Origin of the sequence: Enterococcus raffinosus, assembly GCF_001886185.1 — a bacterium.
Lineage (GTDB): Bacteria > Bacillota > Bacilli > Lactobacillales > Enterococcaceae > Enterococcus_A > Enterococcus_A raffinosus.
On record NZ_JXLA01000001.1, the window covers coordinates 62,037 to 81,284 of the forward strand.

Sequence of the window (19,248 nt, forward strand, 5' to 3'; positions counted from 1 at the left end):
TGCAGCATGGGATATAAATTATTGACACCAGGACCATTAACAACAACAGCAACAGTCAAACAGGCGATGAGGGTCGATCATTGCACTTGGGATCGGGAGTATAAAACGATCACGCAAGAGATTCGTCAAAAGCTGTTGGACTTAGCGGGGGTATCTGAAGCGGATTATACAACGATTTTAATGCAGGGCAGCGGTTCGTTTGGCGTAGAGTCAGTCTTGAGTTCTATGATCGGACCAAAGGATCATGTCCTAATTTGTGTGAATGGCGCATATGGCCGACGAATGGTCAGTATGTGTGAACGATATGCGTTGCTTTATACAGTTTATGAAGTTGCGGAAGATGAGATTCCGGAGGCAGCAGCAATCGCGAAAATTCTTGAAGAAGATCCAACCATTACAGCGATTGCAATGGTTCATAGTGAAACAACTTCCGGCATTTTAAATGAGCTGGAGGGGATCGCAGCGTTAGCGAATGAGAATGGCTTACTGTTCATTGTTGATGCAATGTCTAGCTTTGGCGGGATTCCCATCGATGTCTCTGCGCTGTCGATTGATTTCCTAGTTTCCAGCTCAAATAAGTGCATTCAAGGCGTTCCAGGCTTCTCCTTTATTTTGGCGAAAAGAGAACAGCTGGAACAACGCCGAGATTTTGCACGAACGGTGTCTTTGGATCTTTACGACCAATACGAAACAATGGAAAAAGATGGTAAATGGCGATTTACGTCACCTACGCATACTGTCTTGGCTTTCCATCAGGCTTTGCAGGAATTAGAGCAAGAAGGTGGTATCTATCAGCGCTACATGCGGTATTTAACCAATAATCGACTACTTCGTCAAAAAATGGAGGAGCTAGGTTACCGACCGTTTATCAAGAACCATCAAGGACCGTTTATTACCTCTTTCTTGTATCCAACAAAGCAAGCAAATTTTACGTTTAATACCTTTTATCAGCATTTAAAACAAAATGGGTTTGTGATCTATCCAGGGAAAATCAGTAAAGTTGATTGTTTCCGGATTGGAAATATTGGTGATATCTATCCAGAAGACATTGACCGATTAGTCGAAGTTATTGAAAAATACACGGAGGTGGCGTATGTCAGTTAACACGATCATTTTAGACTGGGCTGGGACGACCGTCGACTTTGGCTGTATGGCACCCGTCGAAGCCTTTAAGAAAGCTTTTGACAATAAAAATATCCAACTTACGTATGATGAAATTCGACAGCCTATGGGGATGCTAAAAATTGATCATATCAAGCAATTACTCTCACTTGAACAGGTAAAAGAACAATGGCTCAAGCTTCATGGACGGGCCTCGGAGGAAGAAGACGTATATGCTATCTATCAGGATTTTGAGAAATACTTATTTGCCGATTTAGCAGAAAACAGTCATCTAAAGCCGGAAACGAAGCAAGCCATGAAAAAAATCAAACAGCTAGGCTATAACATTGGCTCTACGACAGGCTATACTAAGGAAATGATGGCGATTGTCTTCGAAACGGCTAAAAAGGAAGGCTACCATCCTGACTATGTCGTGACACCAGATGAGGTGGGTTCGTTAGGGCGGCCGTTTCCCTATATGATTTTTGAGAATATGCGTCATTTTCAAAATCTATCGTTGGAGGAAGTCATCAAGGTAGGAGATACTATCTCGGATATTAAAGAAGGAAAAAATGCCGGGGTGTTGAGTATTGCAGTAACAGAAGGCAGTTCTGAGATGGGGCTGTCTTTGGCGGAGTACAAAAGTCTCTCAAAGGAAGAGATGGACCAACGAAACCAGCAAACAGCCGAAAAATTTTATCAGCATGGCGCCGATTTTTGTGTAAAAAATTTATTGGAGTTAGCCGAAATTTTACAGGAGCATTCAAAGATTCAAAGAATACGTGAGAATAAAATTGAAGTTGCTGTAAATTAAAGGTAAGACCAACATTAAATGCACATTCAGACTGTAGATTTATCCATATATAATGGAGAGAATTTACAGTTTTTTTCTTGATAAATTCTATTTATTTATAAGAAAACCACGAAGGACTTAATTATCCAAAAAGTAAATAAAAAGACAAAAAAAAGAATTTTTGCACTTTGTCTAAACGTATCCTTTCGGAAGTTCGCTAGATTTAAGTAACCACAAACTTGGAAGCGAATTCAATGGCTTGGTGAGCTTATTTTTATCCAAAAATTAAATTTTATATTTCAAAAATGGCTGAGACTTTCCTTATAAATGAAGGTAGAATAATACTGTAACCAGAGGTGCGCGCAATGGCGTTTTTTCAGACTTTATTGGGTTACAATAGAAGCGTTTTTGGTAGGGTAGTCTAGCGGGCGATTGATTATCATAAAAGTTCATAAAAAATACATAAAAGATCCGGTCATTGTAATTTATTACTGACAGCATGCTGATGGTTGATGGGTACTCAATCAGTGGAACATGTTGATTAGCATCTCTCCTAACTTATGGAGAGGCCAAAATGCCGCGAATCAGTGAAATATTGTGACTTATCAGATGCTATTTAAAGTCTTAGCGATGAGCGGCGTAAGGATGATCAGCATTCATTTGGATATTTTTTGAGGTGGATGCATCATTATCGAAGATTGAATCAAGGATGCGGATTATTGTCAGCATCCTTGATTTTTTTTAACAGCATTGGTCGCCCCCAGTATTTTATAAATGGTTTGTTTGATTCAGTATAGGAAGAAGGGGAAATGTTCATGAAAAAGATTGTTACGGCAATTTGTGGGTTAGCAATAGTTTGTTGGGGAGTAGCTAGCCTGCGCAGTGGGGCGCTAAAAGCAGATAACTTGCTTCAAGAATCTTCTGTTGTAGAGACAACAGTTCCAGAAAGTTCAACAGTCGCAGCTCCGGAGCCAGCGGCAGAAACAGAGTCAGAGTTGCCGGTGGAACCATCGTCAGTTCCAGAAACGCCAGCGCCTGAGGCACCTGCAACTGAACCAGCAGCTTCACCTGAAGCACCGGCGGAACAGCCACTTAAAGAAACTGCACCAGTTGAAAAGGAGGAGGCTCCGGAAACGACGGAAACCAGTACGGTTGAATCTTCAGAAAATGAAGGGGAAAGCACCGAGAGCTCAACTAGCAGCGCAACATCGAGTGAAAGCTCAACTAGCGCGTCTTCTACGAGTCAAACTTCTAGTACAACAAATTCTAGTACTTCTACAAGCGGTACGTCGACTTCCAGCAGTGCATCGAGCAGTTCGACTAGTTCCAGCAGCGGAGGGGCAACAGGCACAACTACAAGTTCGTCCACGACACCGCCAGCAACCAGTCAGGAACCGCCGCAGTCGAGTACGCCACCAGCGGTGACACCGCCAGGAACGATACAAAATCCAGCACCAAATACACCGACGCCGCCGGCACCTAGCGAGCCTAAAGTACAAACTAGCACTGCGATTATTCAAACAACACCAGAGGCTTTTTCAGAAACTAGTACTTTACAATTGCCGAGTGATTTGAAGACGGCAGAAGTGGCGCAATCTGATCTAAAGGGGTACGAGCTGCCGCTACTTTCAAGTTTTGAAAATGAAGCACACGCGGCCTTGATTTATGATGGGATCAAAAAACTCGGTATTGAACAGGAGGAAAGCTTCACTGCGGAGCAATTAGCGACGACGCTTTACAGCGAACTTTTTGCGACCGAGATTATAGGAACTCCAGAGAAGCAAGCAGAAGAGATCAGCATCGGAAGCCTGCTTTACCAAAAGAAGAAGGAACAGTTTGAAGTAGTCGGGGTCTACATTGGAAAAGACTATTACTTAACAGTTGAGGATGTAGAAGTAGTGGCTTCTGAATCAACCGCTGAGGATACTAACGAAGAGGCAGCGATTGAGACGAAGGATGAGACGGAAGACGCTGACGAATCAAATAAAAATGAAAAACAGCGGCAGGTGGTTCTTCAGCCTATGGATATTGATGAAGAGCTGTTCGTACAAGCTTTGCCTAACGTGACATTGACAGAGTACGGACAAACTATTTTGAAGGAATATCCCGCTTCAATCAATTTTACTGAAAATGAAGCCTCAAAAAAATTTATAGAAACCATTGCTGAGGATGCTCGTAAGTTAGGTCAGGAATACGATGTTTTCGCTTCTGTAATGATCGCACAGGCATTGTTAGAAAGTGGTTCAGGCAGCAGCAGTTTATCATTACCGCCGAACTATAATCTTTTCGGAGTGAAGGGAACCTATCAAGGTCAAGCCGTTTCGATGGCGACTCAAGAGGATCGCGGAAATGGAGAGTTGTATTCGATTAATTCTGCGTTCCGTAAGTATCCAAACTATGCGGCCTCATTAGGAGATTACGTTCAGTTACTCCGTGGCGGGATTTCTGGCAATTCGAATTATTATCAAAAAACTTGGCGTTCGACCGCTAAGAATTATTTACGGTCGACACATGCGCTAACAGGTACCTACGCGACAGATACTTCCTATGATAGAAAGTTGAACTCGATCATAGCGGTCTATAATTTAACACAATACGATCGAGTAAAGGTTGATCAGTCATCAGGGGTATTCATCAAAGGCAAGGATGAGATTCCAGAAGAATATCGTTCTATGATGCGTTACCCAGACTATAACGGCGTCAACTACAATACTTCTGGTTCGTACCCAGTGGGTCAATGTACTTGGTACGCCTATAACCGCGTGAAACAGTTAGGCAAGAGTGTAGATGACTTTATGGGCAACGGCGGTGAATGGGGAACAAAGGGCAAGGCGTTAGGCTATGAAGTCAGTCGTGAACCTAAAGCTGGTTGGTTGATTTCCTTCACACCAGGCACGGCTGGATCAGACCCGCGTTATGGTCACGTTGCTTTTGTTGAAGTTGTTCGACCAGAGGGGATCTTGATTTCGGAAGGCAATGTCTATGGAGGAACGGTGATTTCTTATCGGGTTATCGACGCAAATTTAGCGAAATCTGATTTAGTTACTTATATTAAAGCAAAATAAAGGGGTGCCATCACTCATGGCAAATAAGCGCTACGTACACACAGAGGATCCGCCAAATGACAGAAGGACATTACTGTTAACCGTTGTTCTTCTCCTCATTCTATCTGTAACGATGCTGTTTGTTGTGAGAGGACAACTGCAAAAGCATTATAGTGTCCACACGATTTCAGGGACATCCATGATTCCTACGTTGACAGAAAGAGATCAAGTGCTAGTGAAGAAAAAGGTCCAAGTTCAACGATATGATATTATCGCTTTTTCAGTAGATCGGGAAGAGGGAATGTTTGTCAAACGAGTGATTGGACTGCCTGGTGACAGCATGTTTGTCCGAAATGATCGGATGGTCTTGAATATTGGAGAGCAGGGGGATTTTGAAACGACGAATACGTATCATTTGTCACCGACTGTGGCCGATGAGTTTCAAACGTTAAATAAAATTCCAGAAGATGTTTACTTTGTTATTGGCGATCATGTTGAGGTTTCTAAGGACAGTCGATCCTTTGGTTTCGTTCATCGAAAATCCATCGAGGGAACCGTTCAATTCCGATTCCCAGCGATTCATCTCGCTAAAGTAGAAAACTAAAAAGAAAAGGGGAAAACACGTGATAATCATTAATTGGGTTTGTGTAGGACTCATTATTTTAGTGCTGCTGGTGTGGTTGTATCGAATGATTATCAATGTTCGATTGCAACTGATTAAGCCACCACGAGATGCATCGGCGACTTTCCAGCGGAAGCTGGACTATGTGAAGCAAATTCAGCAAACGAAACATATATCGGCGTTACTATTTGTTACCTTCTGTTTAGCTGTAGGGCTGCTTTTAACCTCGTATAGCTTGTTTCAGGTACAAGATCAGCTGTATGCGATGAATGAACAGAACAGTACACTGAGAGATGACGTTCAAGTAATGAAAAAGGAACAAAAAAAATTAGTCAACAAAATTCCTGTTAAGGAGTATCCCAGCGAAGGGATAGGCTTACAGGATTATGCGTGGGATGAGCTGTTTTCAGATGATAGCAGAGAAAATCAATATACGATGGAGAGTGATCTTTCCAATAAGCTCAGCCCTTACTTTGGTTTGCCGACGACTCTGATCGTCTTAGATATACCGACTCAAACGTTGAATATTGCTTTGGCAGGAGACTTGACTAGTGAGGACAATCGTCAGCAAATCAAGGACAACATCAAGGCTTTTGCGGCTGAAGCAGAAGCAATAAGTAATCTGACTCAGATTACCTTCCAGCTGAACGTAAGGGACGGAGAGCAACAGAAACAAGATTATAGTTGTACTTTCTCTCGTGAGAATGGAGAAGATAAGTTTGTAATGATCCAAGAAGACTAATGGAAAGAAGGGAAAAAAATGGTAGCACAACAAAAGAAGAGCGGATGGTTTTTCAATAAGAACATTATCGATGAGATCAATTCCGTTCCAGAAGAGAAAGTGGAAAATGAAACAATGACGAGCGCACAACCGCAGGCACCCACAGCTGCATCGGTACAATCGCAGCCTAAACCTGCTCCAGCATTAAAAATGGTTTCTGATAATACCATTCCAGACTCAGCGGAAAAACAAGCGGAAGAAATCAAAGAATTGAAGCGTTTGATTTTTGAAAAAGAGCAGGTTTTACAAAAATATAAAAAAGAGATGACTGCTCAAACGCAGCAATTAACGAAAGAAAATGAGAATTATCGTCAATCTGTTTTACGAATGGGCGAGGAGAAGGCACAAAATCGTCGCCAAATTCAAGATCTGGAGGCTGAAGTTCAACGAGCACGACAAGAAGTTCAGCGTCTGAAAGAAACACAAGAGCTGGATAATTTGAAGCAGCAATTGGAACAAGTACAGCAAGAAAACAAGAAATTGAGAGATTCGGTCGCACATTTGGAAACAGTAGAACGGGAGTTGGAAGAAATTCACGAAGAACACCAAGCATTAGTTGCACAGCAAAAAGATGAAGAGATCCAACGCCTTGAAAAAATTCATCAGCTAGAAGGGCAAATCAACGATCTGATAGCAGAAATCAATGAAAAGGACGAGCAGTATTCACAGCTTGATAAAGTAATTGTGGAGAAAGATCAAGTGATGGATCGGATGATCGAAGAGCAGGCTGCTAAGGAAGTTCAAGAAAAAGAAACGGCTGAACTACGTGAAAAGGTTGCGGCTCTCAAGGCGGAAAATGAACAGCTGAAGCAAGAAGCGATTTCGACTCAACAAGAAATTGGAGAAGTTCTGATCTCCGCTCGCAAACAAGCCAATCGCATGGTAGAGAAATCTAAAATGGATGCTCACCGAATCATCCAAGAAGCGAAGAGAGAGTTGGCGCTGATCAACGAACAAGCAAAAGAAATTTCTGATGAAGTCATTGAATCACGTCAATCCGTCATGTCATTATATGAAGAGATGCAAACCCGAGTAGATATCCTTGCGCAAGGAAAAATGCAGGAAACGGTCATCAATTCTGAAGATTAATAATTGAGAAGAGGTGTCAGCATGTATGTGCTGACGCCTTTTTTGTGACCTCAATAACCCAATTGTTTTTAATCAGTGAAACCGCTATACTTTAAGAAAATACAGTGTTTTTTAAGACAAGGAGCGGGAGAGATGAAAGTAGCAATCATTTTGGAAACAAAGGAGCATGAAAAAGCGTGGAATGCATTTCGTTTTGGTGTAGCAGCACTAAAAAAAGCACATGAAGTGAAATTTTTCTTAATGGGTGAGGCAGTAGAAGTTGAAAGCATTGAAGATGAGCAATACGACGTACCAGCTGAAATGAAAAAGCTGGCAGAACAAGGTGGAGAATTGCTAGCTTGTGGGACCTGTCTGAAATCTAGACAGCTAGAAGATCACACCGCTTGTCCGATTTCCACGATGTTCGATTGTGTAGAAATGGTGGAATGGGCGGATAAAGTTGTGACATTTTAAATGGAATAGATGGAAGTTTCCTAACGATAGAAAACTTCTATCTATTTTTTTTAAGATAAAAATTTAAGTAGTAGAATATCAACTATTCGCTCTATCCAAAAAAGTGAAAAAAGTATAGATAAACGTGGGACCTTTGATTATTCTAAATGACAAATAGTTGCTTGTGTGGTTATACTATTTAAAGAAATTGGAATATTACCGAGAGGGGATTTTCAACTTGAAACTGAACAATCCGTTTATACAGGCGATTGGCATAATTGTCATGCTTGCAGAGCTTCCAGAAAATGAGGCATTAAAATCAAGAGAATTAAGTAAAAGAATGAATGTATCACATAGTTATTTGATCAAAGTAGCAAAGAAATTGAAGGATGCAGATCTTATTAATTCAACCGCCTCAAAAAGTGGTGGCTATACTCTAAAAAAAGACATTGATGAAATTACTTTTTTAGATATTTTTGATGCGACAGAAGGAAAGCAAAGTTTTATTGATGGAATTGATTCGACGCCTATAGATTCTATGTTTTTATCAAAAGAAATTGTTAAAGAAAAGCGTGAACGCATCCATGAGATTTTGGATGAAGCAGAAGCAGATTACAGAAAAAAATTAAGCCGGTATACAATATCTGAAGCAGTTCCTCGTGATGAGCAAGGTGCTATACTCCAAATCGATTGGAAGAAAGTAATCTCTGAGATGTAATAAAAAATTGAATGATAGTTTTTAGTGACAGCATAGTTTCTTTCTATGCTGTCACTTTTTTGTTGACATAGAAATATCCGTGTATTATCATTGCGAGGATAAAAAAAATCCTCGGATAAAAAAAGGAGATGGATTTCTTTTGAAAAAAGGAGCTCTTAACATTTTTAGAATAGTGCTGTTAATGATGATTCCAATGCTGTATTCATTATTATTCATAGGATCAATGATGGATCCATATGGAAAGATCGATAACTTGCCTGTAGCGGTTGTTAAAGTTCGATCGAATAGTAAAGAAGACATTATACATAGAACATTCATGCAGAAGAACTTATTCTCCTATCACGAACTTTCTAAAAAAAATGCTGAATCAAAGCTTAAAAATGGAGAAGTGTATGGAATTATAGAGTTTAAACAGCTGACTAATAGATCACAAAAAGGCGAGACCGAAATTTATTTGACGACAGCAGAAGGAGCAAATTACGCGGTATCTAAAATAATCACCGCAGCTATGTAACGCTTCACGGTAAAAGCCGATCAATTGGTAAACCAAAAAGAACCTGGGACTACTGTTCGTTTCGTCCATAAAGAGGCCTATCCTATTAAAAACAATGGTGAGGGAATGGCCCCGTATTTCTTTGCTTTAACATTATTTGTTGGAGCAATAGCGACTAACTCGGTTGCAGCCGTTCATTTCAATAAGCTGAAATCTAAATTTAAAGATTATTGGAGAAATGTATTTTTCTTCCCATTAATTTTTATTGTAGGGGAAGTTATTTTTATGACTGGTATGGACTACTATTTGTTAGGTTTTGGTAAAGAGCATATAGGGATTTTGTTCTGCTTACTTCTTTTTATAGCCATTACCTATTACAGCATTGTGGCTGCTGTAAATCGTTTATTTCCTGGTACAGGAGGTTTAATAGTATTAGTACTGACAATGTTGCAGACTTCTTCATCGGCTGGAAGTTATGCCATCTATTTATCTAATCCGATATTCCAAGAAATTAATAAATTTATTCCAATGACATATAGTGTGATGAGTCTTCGAAAAATACTAAGTTTAGATAATTTGAACATTCGTCGAGAACTGATTGTCTTAATAATATTTTTAATGGTATCTCAAGTAATTATCTATCTATCCTTCACTATCCACCATAAGAAAAAACGGTCTTCAATAGAAGTCAATGGCTGATAAAGAACGTTTAAAAATAGGGACAAAAAGACAATTATGCATAACTGTCGAGAATAGATAAGGTAAGCAAGCATAGTTATTCTATATTGAATGGTGAGAAGCTGTGTAACTTTATAGCATTTTTCAAATGAATTCTAATTTTTAGCTATTTTGAAAGGATGGTCTCAATGTTATTAACACTTATAGGAGCTATCATAATGGTGATCCCTTTATGTTCATTGCTCATTTTTTTGATGGTGGCTCTATCGGTTGAAGTACACGATTACAAGAAAAAACATCACAAATAGAATCTACTTCCGTTTTTCTATTCAAATGAGTTTTAAAAAGCGAATATCACTTTTAAATTAGAAAGGGTTAGAGATGGAAAAAATGTTATTTCTTTTGGGAAGTGTCGTATTGATATTAGGGATAGGATTATATGTTGAATGCCAAACATATGCTTTTCCTATCAAAACAGTTATTACTAATAACAATGAAAAAGCTACTTTTCTTAGGACAAAGCAAGTAGTTAAAAATGGAGGTTCTATTTTAGAGGAAGAACTGATTTTGGGTTGTCCTTCAAAAAAACAGGCAACGGAAGAAAATTATTATAGTGGCTTCAAAGAAAAAGTACTTGTTTTTTTACTCGAATGACACTACTTTCCTATAATCATGAAGTAGTTTTGTATAGAACAGATTATGACAGGCGGCAATGGAATGAAGGCAAAAATCTCTGACGTGGTTGAACCAGTCAGGGATTTTTTTAATGATTCAGTTGATTCAAACTTGATGCCATCTTTTTATTGTCATATTTGGAATAAAAATAGAAGGAAACGATATGCAGGATCAAGGTTAACAATAAAACCCCGATAAAAAACGGGCGAATGAATGCAAACATCTGAGTTGAATAGAGATAGACACCTGCATAGGCGCATAAGGTATTAATCAGCGTGCAAAGGACGATGTTAGTTGCAGCTTTCAAGGTAGAGTAGTTCCATAAATAAGGGTAAATGATACCAAATACGATTCCTATCAAAAGACTAATCCCAATCAAATGCCAGATGTAACTAAATGGGATTTGTGAACGAAAGTCTGTGAGTGAACAAAGAATGGTAATCCAGACTAATGAACCGAAAGCGGCTTGAAAGAAATTATTTTTTAATTGTTTAAACATGAGAGTTTCTCCTTAATATTTTTGGCATAATAGCGGCTGACGACATAGACAGTGTTTGTTTTCGTGTGTACTTCTAGACGAGCATGTTCTCCTAATTGGAAAGAGTGAACACTATTGAGATTTAAAATTTGCGAATTATTGATCCGGAAAAAATGATCGGATTCAAAATGAATGAGTTCCTTCAAACGTTTTTGCAAAATGTAAGTCTGCTGATTGGTCAAGATCACTTTGGCCAGATGTCCCATTGTTTCAAAGGCTTCGATTTGATGGATTGGTAGTTTAATCGTGCGATTGTTTTTGGGATCTGTCGCCAGGATGATCTTTTCTTGCTGTAAGTGTTTTTCAAGCGCCTGCAGCTTCGATTTATTTTCGGGATTCGCGCAGATATCAATTTCGTTTAATGGTTTTTCTTTTACCCAGGTAAAGTTGATGTTCATTGGTTGCCTCCTTTGTGTCTTTAGCATAGCAAGGATTTCCAGCAGAAAGAATCTTTTTTTCATTTGTTGCACTAAAAGACAGGTTTGTTGCAGTATTTAGTTTTGTCAATTAACGCTTGCGCGATAAATTGGGCAAGTAAGAGAGGCTTTCTAGTATAATTTAAGTAGTAATTCTATCATCAAATTAGGAGGGGAGCGTTTCGTATGATTGCTGATATAGTAAAGGCTCAAAGAAAAAAGCACGGGCAAACGCAGCAGGAGGTTACAGAGGTTTTTCATGTGACACGTCAGACGGTTTCGAATTGGGAAAATGAAAAAAACTATCCAGACATCCCTACGTTGATCGCTATCAGTGACTATTATGGAATATCTCTTGATTATTTGATGAAAGGAGATGCGAAGTATATGACTAAAATCAAAAAAGAAGCAAAGCTGCTGCAATCGTTACGTATTGGAGTATTTTCACTGATTTGTTCTGGAACTATGTTCTTGTGTTCGACTATCAGCTTTCTCTTGGTATTTAATGGGGGAAAACTAGAAAATATTTTTCCTGTACAACTCTTGATTACGATCGCTACATTATGGTTGTGTGTGATTCATTTTAAAAACCTAAAGAATGAAATGAATGCGTTCATTCGAGTGCTGGTCAGTATCTTTTTAATTGGTACGCTGTTTGTGACCTTCTTTTGCTTAGGAATTTTTCTCCTTTCCATGATGGGAATCTTACATTTCTAATAAAACAATCAACAATCGGACGGTAAGCGTTTTTATTGCATCGAGTAACGGAGGGGCATATATTTAGCGTGTAGTAGAAAGGTTAGATTTTCTTTTTTTGAAAAAAGTTTATGGCTTGATAGCTGAAAGAAAGAGGGATGCGAACTATGTTAAAGATAGTTGAGAGAGAAGCACAGACGGTTTATGGCTGGATCACGACACTGCAGTCGACTAATTCACCGGAGGAACTAGCTGAGATAAGTAAACAAAAAATGCGAGCAAAAGAAGCGTATGCGTCAAAGGTTGAAGGCGATTTGTTAGCAGTGAATGCGGTGATTGATGGCGACCAATGCTATTTAGTGGGGAATACGGACAGTGCAGAGACACGTCCTTCAGTGTTTGAGCTGCCGACAGGAAGCTATGCTTGTTTTGAATTGAGCTACACCGATCAAGTAGAGCTGGATCAATTGATCGGTCAAAGCTACGGCGAATTGATGCAGAATGACACCTATCAAATCGCTGGGAATTTCAATTTAGAAGAATACACAGGCGTCGGAAAAGTATCCTTCTATGCGCCAGTTAAGAAAAAGGCCGAATAATTTAAAAAGAATTTTGGAAGAAAAGTATACCTGCTGAGCGTCTATCGTTTAGCAGGTTTTTGTTTGATTTAACCTAAAAATAAGATTAAATCCCATATTTTTTTGAAGCAGAATTCTTTTTTTTAATAGTCAATCATATCGTCTGATTATATTAAAATTTTTGTTGAATTTAATTAAATGAGAGCGTATACTCGAGGTTATTGGGTGTTTGAAAAAAATCTTTTTTTAAATAAAAAAAGATAACGTTTGTTATCTTTTGCCACGCCCAATCATACAAATGCATTGAAATCAGGAGGGAAGAAGATGCGCAGGGAAAAAAATAGATGGCTGATCGCCTTATCAGGAGTAGCGATTCATCTGTCTATCGGTTCAGCATACGCGTGGAGTGTATTTAAGGAGCCGATCGGAGAGTTGACGGGTTGGGATAAATCGTCGATCTCTTTTGCATTTAGTTTAGCGATTTTCTGTTTAGGAACATCCGCAGCGTTTATGGGGAAATTTGTAGAAAAATTTGGCCCTAGAAAAACAGGAACGGTGGCATCCATTTTATTTGGATTAGGAATTGTCTCGACAGGTTTTGCCGTTTCAAGTCAGTCATTGCCAATGCTGTATCTGACGTACGGAATTATTGGCGGAATTGGTTTGGGGGCTGGATACGTCACCCCAGTGTCAACGATGATCCGCTGGTTCCCGGATAGAAAAGGACTGGCTACAGGCCTTGCCATTATGGGCTTTGGTTTTGCTTCCATGATTACCGGACCGATCGCCCAACAATTGATGGTGCATGTAGGTGTATCTAGAACCTTCTATATTTTAGGGATTGCTTATTTCTTAGTGATGTTTACAGCGTCGCGTTATTTGGAAAAACCGCCGGTTGGCTGGACGCCTGAGGGTTTTGAGGCCCCGAATCCAAAAGAAGAAGTAAAGGTTCAATACCGTGGTGTTCAATTGACCGCCAATCAAGCCATCAAGACGAAAACTTTTTGGTTATTGTGGTTTATGCTATTTCTAAATATTACTTGCGGGATCTCGCTTGTTTCAGAAGCTTCACCAATGGCGCAAGAAATTACCGGTATGACAGCTGGAATGGCGGCTACGATGGTGGGGGTCATGGGTGTTTTCAATGGTTGCGGCCGTCTGGTTTGGGCATTAATATCAGATGTTCTTGGTCGAAAAAATGTCTTTACGATTCTTTTTGTGATCGATATTGTGGTCTTATTGAGTCTCTCCGTGGTAAGCTCTCCATTGCTGTTTGCCGCATTGATTTGTTTGCTAATGACTTGCTATGGTGCAGGGTTCTCCATCGTTCCGGCTTATATCGGAGATGTCTTCGGTTCAAAGGAAGTAGGGGCGATTCACGGCTATATCTTAACTGCGTGGGCCGCGGCGGGAATGTTTGGACCGATCTTCTTAGGGAAGGTCACTGAAATGTTCCATTCTTATACGAATGTCTTGCGAATCTTTGCCGTGTTGGCATTGGTTGGCTTTACAACATCAATGATTATTCGTGCAGCTATCAAAGGACTAGCGGCATCAAGTAATGACGAAGCAAAAGCAGGATCAAGCTACGACAATACAAAACAAGCTTAAAAAATAAATGGAAAAGCGATTGAAATCAATAGGTTTCAATCGCTTTTTTGTATCAATAAAGGAGCGGAAAGCATCAAACGTTTTGATTTTTTTGATTTCCTGGTAGCTTTGAGGAGAGTCGAATAATGAGATCAGCGCTTCGTAAATATCCGTGAACAAGCGGCGATCAATGTCGTTAATGGCTGCTAATAGAACGACATGCACCCTTTTTTCTCCCCACCGAATACCCTTTTCCGAGATGGCGACACTGATTACGGTTTGATGGGCATCCATATAAACGGAGTGGGGGATCGCGATCGCTTCAAAGGCTGTTGAAGAAGCATGTTCCCGTTCTAGGACATGGGTTCGAAATTCTGGTGGAACGATTGCCTCCTTCTCTAGCACGCAGCAAAGCTCATCGATTACCGCATCAGAAAAATCCGTCGTTAACTGGCTAGTGAAGAATTTTTCGTCAAAGTAATCCTCAAAGTTTTTCCTCAGAATACTTTTCTTCCGATCTAAACGAATGTCTCCAATTTCTGTAATCAGCATCAGTCGCTGCTCTTCATTAAAAATCGGCGACACCTCGATCACAATAAAATCTGTCGTTTCTGGTACAGGCAGTGTGGTGATCAACAGCTCGAAATCCAGCGCCTCAATTTCCGAAAATTTAGAGACAACGGTTTGAATGATTAAATCATTGCCAAAGTGATGATTCAACTTTTCATAGAGCTGTTCGTCTAAGTTCATATACTTAGGACAGAGGAGAACGGTACGAATTTTCGACAAATTTCGTTTTTGCCCCTCCAATTCCGAACCAATATGTAAAGCAATATAGGCGGTTTCGTCTTCACTGATGGTAATGTCGAATCGGCGGCTTAATCGTAAAGAGAGATAAACCGCGATATCGTAAACCATCGGGAAATCCTTCTTTAAGGAGTTCAGCATTGGGTTTTTCAGAGAAGTCTCTTGCTTGGCACGTGAAAAAAGGCCGCTGACATGTAAAGAAAAGGGAACGATGAAGTTTTCGCTCATTAAGTTGATCCCAAAGGTTTGGCGGACATCCTCTAAAACGTTCTCGACGGTTTGAGAGATTTCCTTTCCGACAATCTGCTCCAGCTCTTTTAAATTGTTGGAAGGAATGTAATTGGCATTTGCTTGAAAAATCATATGAATTTCTTCTTTTTCTAGGCGGTTCAGGGTCAAGTCAAACTCTGTTTCGATCTGACCGATCATCTTTGTCACCAGCTTGGCTTTGTCTTCTCGCAGCCAAGAGCTGAACCAATTACGGCTGACTAAGGAGTTATCGTTGCGAACAGATTCCAGCAGGATCAACAGATGCAGCATTAAGTTGACGAAGGAAAAGTCGTTCAGGTGATAATTTGATTCCTGCATAATCGAATGAATGATTCCAGAGAGCTTTTCAATATCCGCCTTATCAAAAGTAGCCTCTAAAATTTGTTTATCAATAAATTTATGAGGCACTTCTTCAAAAATAATATAGGAGATCAAGCGCCGCTTTTCCTTCTCCTCACCGATGATCTGAATCTCATCTTGCTTAAGCACAAATTTCACATGGTATTTCTCGTAGGCCTTGTTCATACGGGAAAGATCGGATTTTAAGGTGGAATAGCTGACAAATAATTCCTCTGACAAATCAAAAATATTGAGCCGCTGATTCTCCATCAAAATCCGTTTAATAATGAAAAAAGAACGTTCCTTGAAGGTTTGCGGTAAAGCGGTATCATTTTTTGGCTTATCTAATAATTTCTCGGCTTCCTCACGGATCACTTGATAGCCTGCGTTAGAGGAAGTGATCACAGGAGAGGCACCCAATTTGTTTAAATCATAAATATAATTTTTGATGGTACGTACAGAAAGGTTCATTTGTTCCGCCAGCATTCTTGAAGAGATAGGAGTATCTTGCTGCAGCAGTAGTTTTAGCAGATTTTCTTGCTTTTCTTTCATAGCCTCATCCCTCCATAGGTCGTTTTGTTTATTATAGCGTGAAAGTCTAGAAGAAAAAATAGAGAGTTGCACGACCTGCGTGCAAGAGTCTAGTTGAGAGAAATGTGAAAAATCGAAATAATAGAGAGGTAAAAGAGAACAGCACGTGCAGAAAAAACAACTTAGGAGGACTTTGTCATGGAAACGTTAAATATTTTATTATGTTGCGGTGCAGGAATGTCTAGTGGCTTTTTAGCTCAGAAAACGAGAAAGGCTGCGAAAAAACGCGGGATTTCCGGGTCAATCGATGCTCGGAGTGAAAGTGAAGTGGCTTCGTACTTAGATTCGATCGATATCTTGTTATTAGGTCCTCACTACGCTTCCTTTAAAGAAGAAATGGCTGAACAAGCATCCCCTCATAATGTGGTGGTGGATGTGATTCCACAGGATATTTACGGCATGCTTGATGGGGAAGGCTTGTTGGATTTTGCACTTAGTAAACTAGAAAAATAATGAGGAGGAACAAGGAAAATGAAAAAATTTATGGATTGGTTGGCGAATTCTTTTGCACCAAAGGCGAAGAAGCTGACTCAAAAGCCTTCTGTAGCTGGCTTATCAAGTGCCATGCAGAAATTGATTCCCTTCATTATGACGGGCTCAATTGTCTTCTTTTATAATGTTTTTCGTTCGTATATTCCGCAATTACCGGATTTGGGCAATATTTCAAATTATTCATTCGGAATGATCGGTTTGATCGCGGCTTTCATGGTGGCGAATCAATACATGGAGAAGTTTAAACATCCTAACTATGCCATTACAGCTGGAATCGTCTCTGTCTGTGTCTTGATGATGACGCTGCATCCGGTTGCCGCGAAAGAAGGAGTCTACGACATGGGACGCATAGGACCGACAGGAATTCTGATCGGTGTAATCGTTGGAGCGGTTGTCAGTGTCATCTTCCATTATTTCAGTAAATTGCATCTGCTGCAGCATTCGGAGCTGCCAGACTTTGTTGTAGAGTGGATCAATAATATCATCCCGATTTTCTTAAGCTTAGCCTTATGGTCAACCTTGATTTTTGCATTGAAGATCGATGTTTTCGAAGTAATCATCAATTTGTTTGAGCCGATTCAAAGTTTCGGGCAGTCATTGCCTGGGTTGATCTTACTTGTGTTGATTCCGGCCTTCTTTTATTCAATGGGCATCTCAACCTGGTTATGGTCTGCAATTCAAAATCCGATTTTTATCGCTGGCATTGCGGCGAATGCCTTAGCAATGAAGAATGGCGATGTGGGAATGAATATCGTAACAAATGAAACCGTTTATAGTTTAGGGCTGATCATGATGGGCGGAACGGGAGCTACCTTAACATTGAATTTGTTAATGTGCTTTTCAAAAGCCAAGAAGCTGAAAACTTTAGGACGTATTTGTATAGGTCCTTCACTTTTTAATATCAATGAACCAATCGTCTTTAGTACGCCAGTGGTGATGAATCCGATCTTGATGATGCCGATGTGGATCAATTCGATTACAGGAAGCTGTGTTGTTTGGTTCGCTATGCGAGGCGGGCTATTGAATATTCCGCAGGATTTGATGCAGGTTGCTCAGATTCCAGCACCGATTTCCAGTGTGATGATCTTGCAGGATTTCCGAGCGATTCTTTGGTATGTTCTTTTGTTCGCGATGTATCTGCTTACGTGGTACCCGTTCTTCAAGGTCTACGAAAAGGAAGTTCTCGCAGAGGAGCATCAACAAGAAAAAGTGAACGAACCGATGACTGCTCCGGCAGAAGCGGTGTAAGAAAGACTCGTTTTCCTGTCATGTGGTCGTGACGGGAAAACGTCCTAAAAAAGAAAAGGTGGAATTTTATTATGATGGATGAAAAAGATTTGTTAGAGGAAGAAGAAAATGAATTGATTCCTGTTGCGATGCAGATTATTATCCATGCTGGAAATGGTCGCACCAAAGCACAAGAAGCGATCAAATTTGCAAAGGAACAGAATTTTGAAGGTGCCAGAGAGGCCTTAAAAGAAGCAAAAGACAACATTGTTTTGGCACACCGTTCACAGACAGAAGTGATCCAAAATGAAGCTGCAGGCAAGTGCTATGCACCAAGTTTGCTGTTTACTCATGCACAGGATCATTTAATGACGATTACCAGCGAGGTCAATATGACCAAGGATTTAGTTGATTTGTTTGAATTAGTGATGACGAAATAGGAGAAGGGTGTATGAAAAAAAGAATAATTGGTGTGTTGTCTCTATTGACCATCCTGTTGGTAAATTTCAATGTAGTAACAGGGGAGGCGGCAAAAGAAACGAAACCGACTAAAGAAACAACCATCTATGTAGTCAGACACGGAAAAACTTGGTTCAATACTCAAAATCAAGTCCAAGGATTTTGTGACAGTTTGCTAACAGAAGAAGGCGAAGCGCAGGCCAAGTTAGTTGGAGAAGGGTTAAAAAATATTAAATTTACCGGTGCTTATTCCAGTGATTTAGGTCGGCAGCGCAAAACCGCTCAGCTGATATTAGCTCAAAATACCAACAAGGTACCGCAGATCATTGAGAATAAAGGATTCAGGGAGAAAAATTTTGGCGGCTTCGAAGGGCAATCCAATGATGCGATGAATCTGGCGGTTGCGAAAGCTTTGAATTTAGACTATCCCGAAGGCAGTGATGAGCTATGGGATTTCTTGAAGGAGCAGTTAACTGAAGAAGAACTAGCGAATAAAGTAGCCGAAGTTGATCCGACAAAAACCGCTGAGACTTATGATCAGATGAAACAACGGGTGGAAAAAGCGATGCCGCAGGTAATGAAGAAGGTCGCGAAAAAAGGCGGCAATGTCCTGATCGTTTCCTCGGGTGGGATCATCCCGATTTTATTGGAAAGTGTCGCGCCAGGAGAATATCAAGGTGAAAAAATTGCGAATTGCAGTGTGACAACTTTGACCTATAAAGATGGGAAATACACTGTTAAAAAGATTGGTGATACCAGCTTCGTCGATCAAAAAGAATAATCAATGTGAAACCTGAAGCAGTCCGTTATTGACTCATC

21 protein-coding genes are annotated in these 19,248 nt (G+C 40.1%); 18 read left to right on the forward strand and 3 right to left on the reverse strand.

Annotation, left to right across the window (positions count from 1 at the left end; all coding sequences use genetic code 11):
• The first annotated feature begins 6 nt into the window (after positions 1–6).
• The 11 genes from phnW to RV13_RS00360 all read left to right on the forward strand — a co-directional run bounded on the left by phnW (position 7) and on the right by RV13_RS00360 (position 10,405).
• Positions 7–1,104, forward strand: coding sequence for a 2-aminoethylphosphonate--pyruvate transaminase (gene phnW, locus RV13_RS00310; protein ID WP_010745101.1), 1,098 nt, complete (start codon positions 7–9; stop codon positions 1,102–1,104).
• A complete protein-coding gene (gene phnX / locus RV13_RS00315) occupies positions 1,094–1,915 on the forward strand; it encodes a phosphonoacetaldehyde hydrolase (RefSeq protein ID WP_010745102.1) in 822 nt (273 codons plus the stop codon). Before phnW ends, phnX begins: the two co-directional genes overlap by 11 nt.
• Positions 1,916–2,709: 794 nt before the next feature.
• On the forward strand, positions 2,710–4,959 hold the full coding sequence (locus RV13_RS00320) for a glucosaminidase domain-containing protein (RefSeq protein ID WP_010745103.1): 2,250 nt from the start codon (positions 2,710–2,712) through the stop codon (positions 4,957–4,959).
• Positions 4,960–4,975: 16 nt separating this feature from the next.
• The gene (gene lepB / locus RV13_RS00325; RefSeq protein WP_010745104.1) at positions 4,976–5,542 is read left to right on the forward strand and encodes a signal peptidase I; all 567 of its coding nucleotides are present in this window, start codon (positions 4,976–4,978) and stop codon (positions 5,540–5,542) included.
• Positions 5,543–5,561: 19 nt separating this feature from the next.
• Positions 5,562–6,302 carry a hypothetical protein gene (locus RV13_RS00330; RefSeq protein WP_010745105.1) on the forward strand — a complete coding sequence of 247 codons (741 nt, stop codon included), beginning with the start codon at positions 5,562–5,564 and terminating at the stop codon, positions 6,300–6,302.
• Between the two features lie 18 nt (positions 6,303–6,320).
• The gene (locus tag RV13_RS00335) at positions 6,321–7,430 is read left to right on the forward strand and encodes a coiled-coil domain-containing protein (protein WP_010745106.1); all 1,110 of its coding nucleotides are present in this window, start codon (positions 6,321–6,323) and stop codon (positions 7,428–7,430) included.
• 132 nt (positions 7,431–7,562) lie between these two features.
• Entirely contained in the window at positions 7,563–7,883 is a 321-nt protein-coding gene (locus tag RV13_RS00340) for a DsrE/DsrF/TusD sulfur relay family protein (RefSeq protein WP_010745107.1), read from the forward strand.
• Between the two features lie 217 nt (positions 7,884–8,100).
• Positions 8,101–8,580, forward strand: a complete 480-nt coding sequence (locus RV13_RS00345) for an RrF2 family transcriptional regulator (protein ID WP_010745108.1) — start codon at positions 8,101–8,103, stop codon at positions 8,578–8,580.
• Between the two features lie 139 nt (positions 8,581–8,719).
• Complete coding sequence (locus RV13_RS00350) at positions 8,720–9,094, forward strand: YhgE/Pip domain-containing protein (protein WP_010745109.1); 375 nt, start codon at positions 8,720–8,722, stop codon at positions 9,092–9,094.
• 24 nt (positions 9,095–9,118) lie between these two features.
• Positions 9,119–9,772, forward strand: a complete 654-nt coding sequence (locus RV13_RS00355) for a YhgE/Pip family protein (RefSeq protein WP_010745110.1) — start codon at positions 9,119–9,121, stop codon at positions 9,770–9,772.
• Between the two features lie 360 nt (positions 9,773–10,132).
• Complete coding sequence (locus RV13_RS00360; protein WP_010745111.1) at positions 10,133–10,405, forward strand: hypothetical protein; 273 nt, start codon at positions 10,133–10,135, stop codon at positions 10,403–10,405.
• 109 nt (positions 10,406–10,514) lie between these two features.
• Here the strand turns inward: RV13_RS00360 and RV13_RS00365 are convergent, their stop codons facing one another.
• Together RV13_RS00365 and RV13_RS00370 are read right to left on the reverse strand one after the other, a co-directional pair.
• Positions 10,515–10,925, reverse strand: coding sequence for a hypothetical protein (locus tag RV13_RS00365; RefSeq protein ID WP_010745112.1), 411 nt, complete (start codon positions 10,923–10,925; stop codon positions 10,515–10,517).
• Positions 10,910–11,362 carry a LytTR family DNA-binding domain-containing protein gene (locus tag RV13_RS00370; RefSeq protein ID WP_010745113.1) on the reverse strand — a complete coding sequence of 151 codons (453 nt, stop codon included), beginning with the start codon at positions 11,360–11,362 and terminating at the stop codon, positions 10,910–10,912. The genes RV13_RS00365 and RV13_RS00370 overlap by 16 nt, the downstream gene beginning before the upstream one ends.
• Positions 11,363–11,566: 204 nt before the next feature.
• On the opposite strand from RV13_RS00370, the gene RV13_RS00375 reads away from it, so the two are divergent.
• The 3 genes from RV13_RS00375 (at position 11,567) to RV13_RS00385 (ending at position 14,265) form a co-directional block, all read left to right on the forward strand.
• Positions 11,567–12,097: a helix-turn-helix domain-containing protein gene (locus tag RV13_RS00375; RefSeq protein ID WP_010745114.1), complete on the forward strand. Its 531-nt coding sequence runs from the start codon at positions 11,567–11,569 to the stop codon at positions 12,095–12,097.
• 146 nt (positions 12,098–12,243) lie between these two features.
• On the forward strand, positions 12,244–12,675 hold the full coding sequence (locus RV13_RS00380; protein WP_010745115.1) for an effector binding domain-containing protein: 432 nt from the start codon (positions 12,244–12,246) through the stop codon (positions 12,673–12,675).
• A gap of 303 nt (positions 12,676–12,978) precedes the next feature.
• Positions 12,979–14,265, forward strand: coding sequence for an L-lactate MFS transporter (locus RV13_RS00385; protein WP_010745116.1), 1,287 nt, complete (start codon positions 12,979–12,981; stop codon positions 14,263–14,265).
• On the opposite strand, the gene RV13_RS00390 is transcribed toward RV13_RS00385, so the two are convergent.
• The gene (locus tag RV13_RS00390) at positions 14,236–16,212 is read right to left on the reverse strand and encodes a BglG family transcription antiterminator (RefSeq protein ID WP_082718855.1); all 1,977 of its coding nucleotides are present in this window, start codon (positions 16,210–16,212) and stop codon (positions 14,236–14,238) included. The genes RV13_RS00385 and RV13_RS00390 overlap by 30 nt on opposite strands.
• A gap of 177 nt (positions 16,213–16,389) precedes the next feature.
• On the opposite strand from RV13_RS00390, the gene RV13_RS00395 reads away from it, so the two are divergent.
• The 4 genes from RV13_RS00395 to RV13_RS00410 all read left to right on the forward strand — a co-directional run bounded on the left by RV13_RS00395 (position 16,390) and on the right by RV13_RS00410 (position 19,210).
• Complete coding sequence (locus tag RV13_RS00395; protein WP_010745118.1) at positions 16,390–16,704, forward strand: PTS sugar transporter subunit IIB; 315 nt, start codon at positions 16,390–16,392, stop codon at positions 16,702–16,704.
• A gap of 18 nt (positions 16,705–16,722) precedes the next feature.
• Positions 16,723–17,991 carry a PTS sugar transporter subunit IIC gene (locus tag RV13_RS00400; RefSeq protein WP_010745119.1) on the forward strand — a complete coding sequence of 423 codons (1,269 nt, stop codon included), beginning with the start codon at positions 16,723–16,725 and terminating at the stop codon, positions 17,989–17,991.
• Between the two features lie 74 nt (positions 17,992–18,065).
• On the forward strand, positions 18,066–18,410 hold the full coding sequence (locus tag RV13_RS00405; protein ID WP_028020635.1) for a PTS sugar transporter subunit IIA: 345 nt from the start codon (positions 18,066–18,068) through the stop codon (positions 18,408–18,410).
• Positions 18,411–18,421: 11 nt separating this feature from the next.
• On the forward strand, positions 18,422–19,210 hold the full coding sequence (locus RV13_RS00410; protein ID WP_010745121.1) for a histidine phosphatase family protein: 789 nt from the start codon (positions 18,422–18,424) through the stop codon (positions 19,208–19,210).
• Positions 19,211–19,248 lie beyond the last annotated feature (38 nt).

What these genes read in the sequence shown, in the direction of transcription:
- RV13_RS00410 (WP_010745121.1), top strand. Translation starts at nt 18,422, where the DNA reads ATGAAAAAAAGAATAATTGGTGTGTTGTCTCTATTGACCATCCTGTTG.
- RV13_RS00385 (WP_010745116.1), top strand. Translation starts at nt 12,979, where the DNA reads ATGCGCAGGGAAAAAAATAGATGGCTGATCGCCTTATCAGGAGTAGCG.
- RV13_RS00335 (WP_010745106.1), top strand. Translation starts at nt 6,321, where the DNA reads ATGGTAGCACAACAAAAGAAGAGCGGATGGTTTTTCAATAAGAACATT.
- RV13_RS00365 (WP_010745112.1), bottom strand. Translation starts at nt 10,925, where the DNA reads ATGTTTAAACAATTAAAAAATAATTTCTTTCAAGCCGCTTTCGGTTCA.
- RV13_RS00405 (WP_028020635.1), top strand. Translation starts at nt 18,066, where the DNA reads ATGGATGAAAAAGATTTGTTAGAGGAAGAAGAAAATGAATTGATTCCT.
- RV13_RS00320 (WP_010745103.1), top strand. Translation starts at nt 2,710, where the DNA reads ATGAAAAAGATTGTTACGGCAATTTGTGGGTTAGCAATAGTTTGTTGG.
- lepB (WP_010745104.1), top strand. Translation starts at nt 4,976, where the DNA reads ATGGCAAATAAGCGCTACGTACACACAGAGGATCCGCCAAATGACAGA.
- RV13_RS00370 (WP_010745113.1), bottom strand. Translation starts at nt 11,362, where the DNA reads ATGAACATCAACTTTACCTGGGTAAAAGAAAAACCATTAAACGAAATT.
- RV13_RS00360 (WP_010745111.1), top strand. Translation starts at nt 10,133, where the DNA reads ATGGAAAAAATGTTATTTCTTTTGGGAAGTGTCGTATTGATATTAGGG.
- RV13_RS00380 (WP_010745115.1), top strand. Translation starts at nt 12,244, where the DNA reads ATGTTAAAGATAGTTGAGAGAGAAGCACAGACGGTTTATGGCTGGATC.
- RV13_RS00400 (WP_010745119.1), top strand. Translation starts at nt 16,723, where the DNA reads ATGAAAAAATTTATGGATTGGTTGGCGAATTCTTTTGCACCAAAGGCG.
- RV13_RS00395 (WP_010745118.1), top strand. Translation starts at nt 16,390, where the DNA reads ATGGAAACGTTAAATATTTTATTATGTTGCGGTGCAGGAATGTCTAGT.
- RV13_RS00390 (WP_082718855.1), bottom strand. Translation starts at nt 16,212, where the DNA reads ATGAAAGAAAAGCAAGAAAATCTGCTAAAACTACTGCTGCAGCAAGAT.
- RV13_RS00340 (WP_010745107.1), top strand. Translation starts at nt 7,563, where the DNA reads ATGAAAGTAGCAATCATTTTGGAAACAAAGGAGCATGAAAAAGCGTGG.
- RV13_RS00375 (WP_010745114.1), top strand. Translation starts at nt 11,567, where the DNA reads ATGATTGCTGATATAGTAAAGGCTCAAAGAAAAAAGCACGGGCAAACG.
- phnW (WP_010745101.1), top strand. Translation starts at nt 7, where the DNA reads ATGGGATATAAATTATTGACACCAGGACCATTAACAACAACAGCAACA.
- phnX (WP_010745102.1), top strand. Translation starts at nt 1,094, where the DNA reads ATGTCAGTTAACACGATCATTTTAGACTGGGCTGGGACGACCGTCGAC.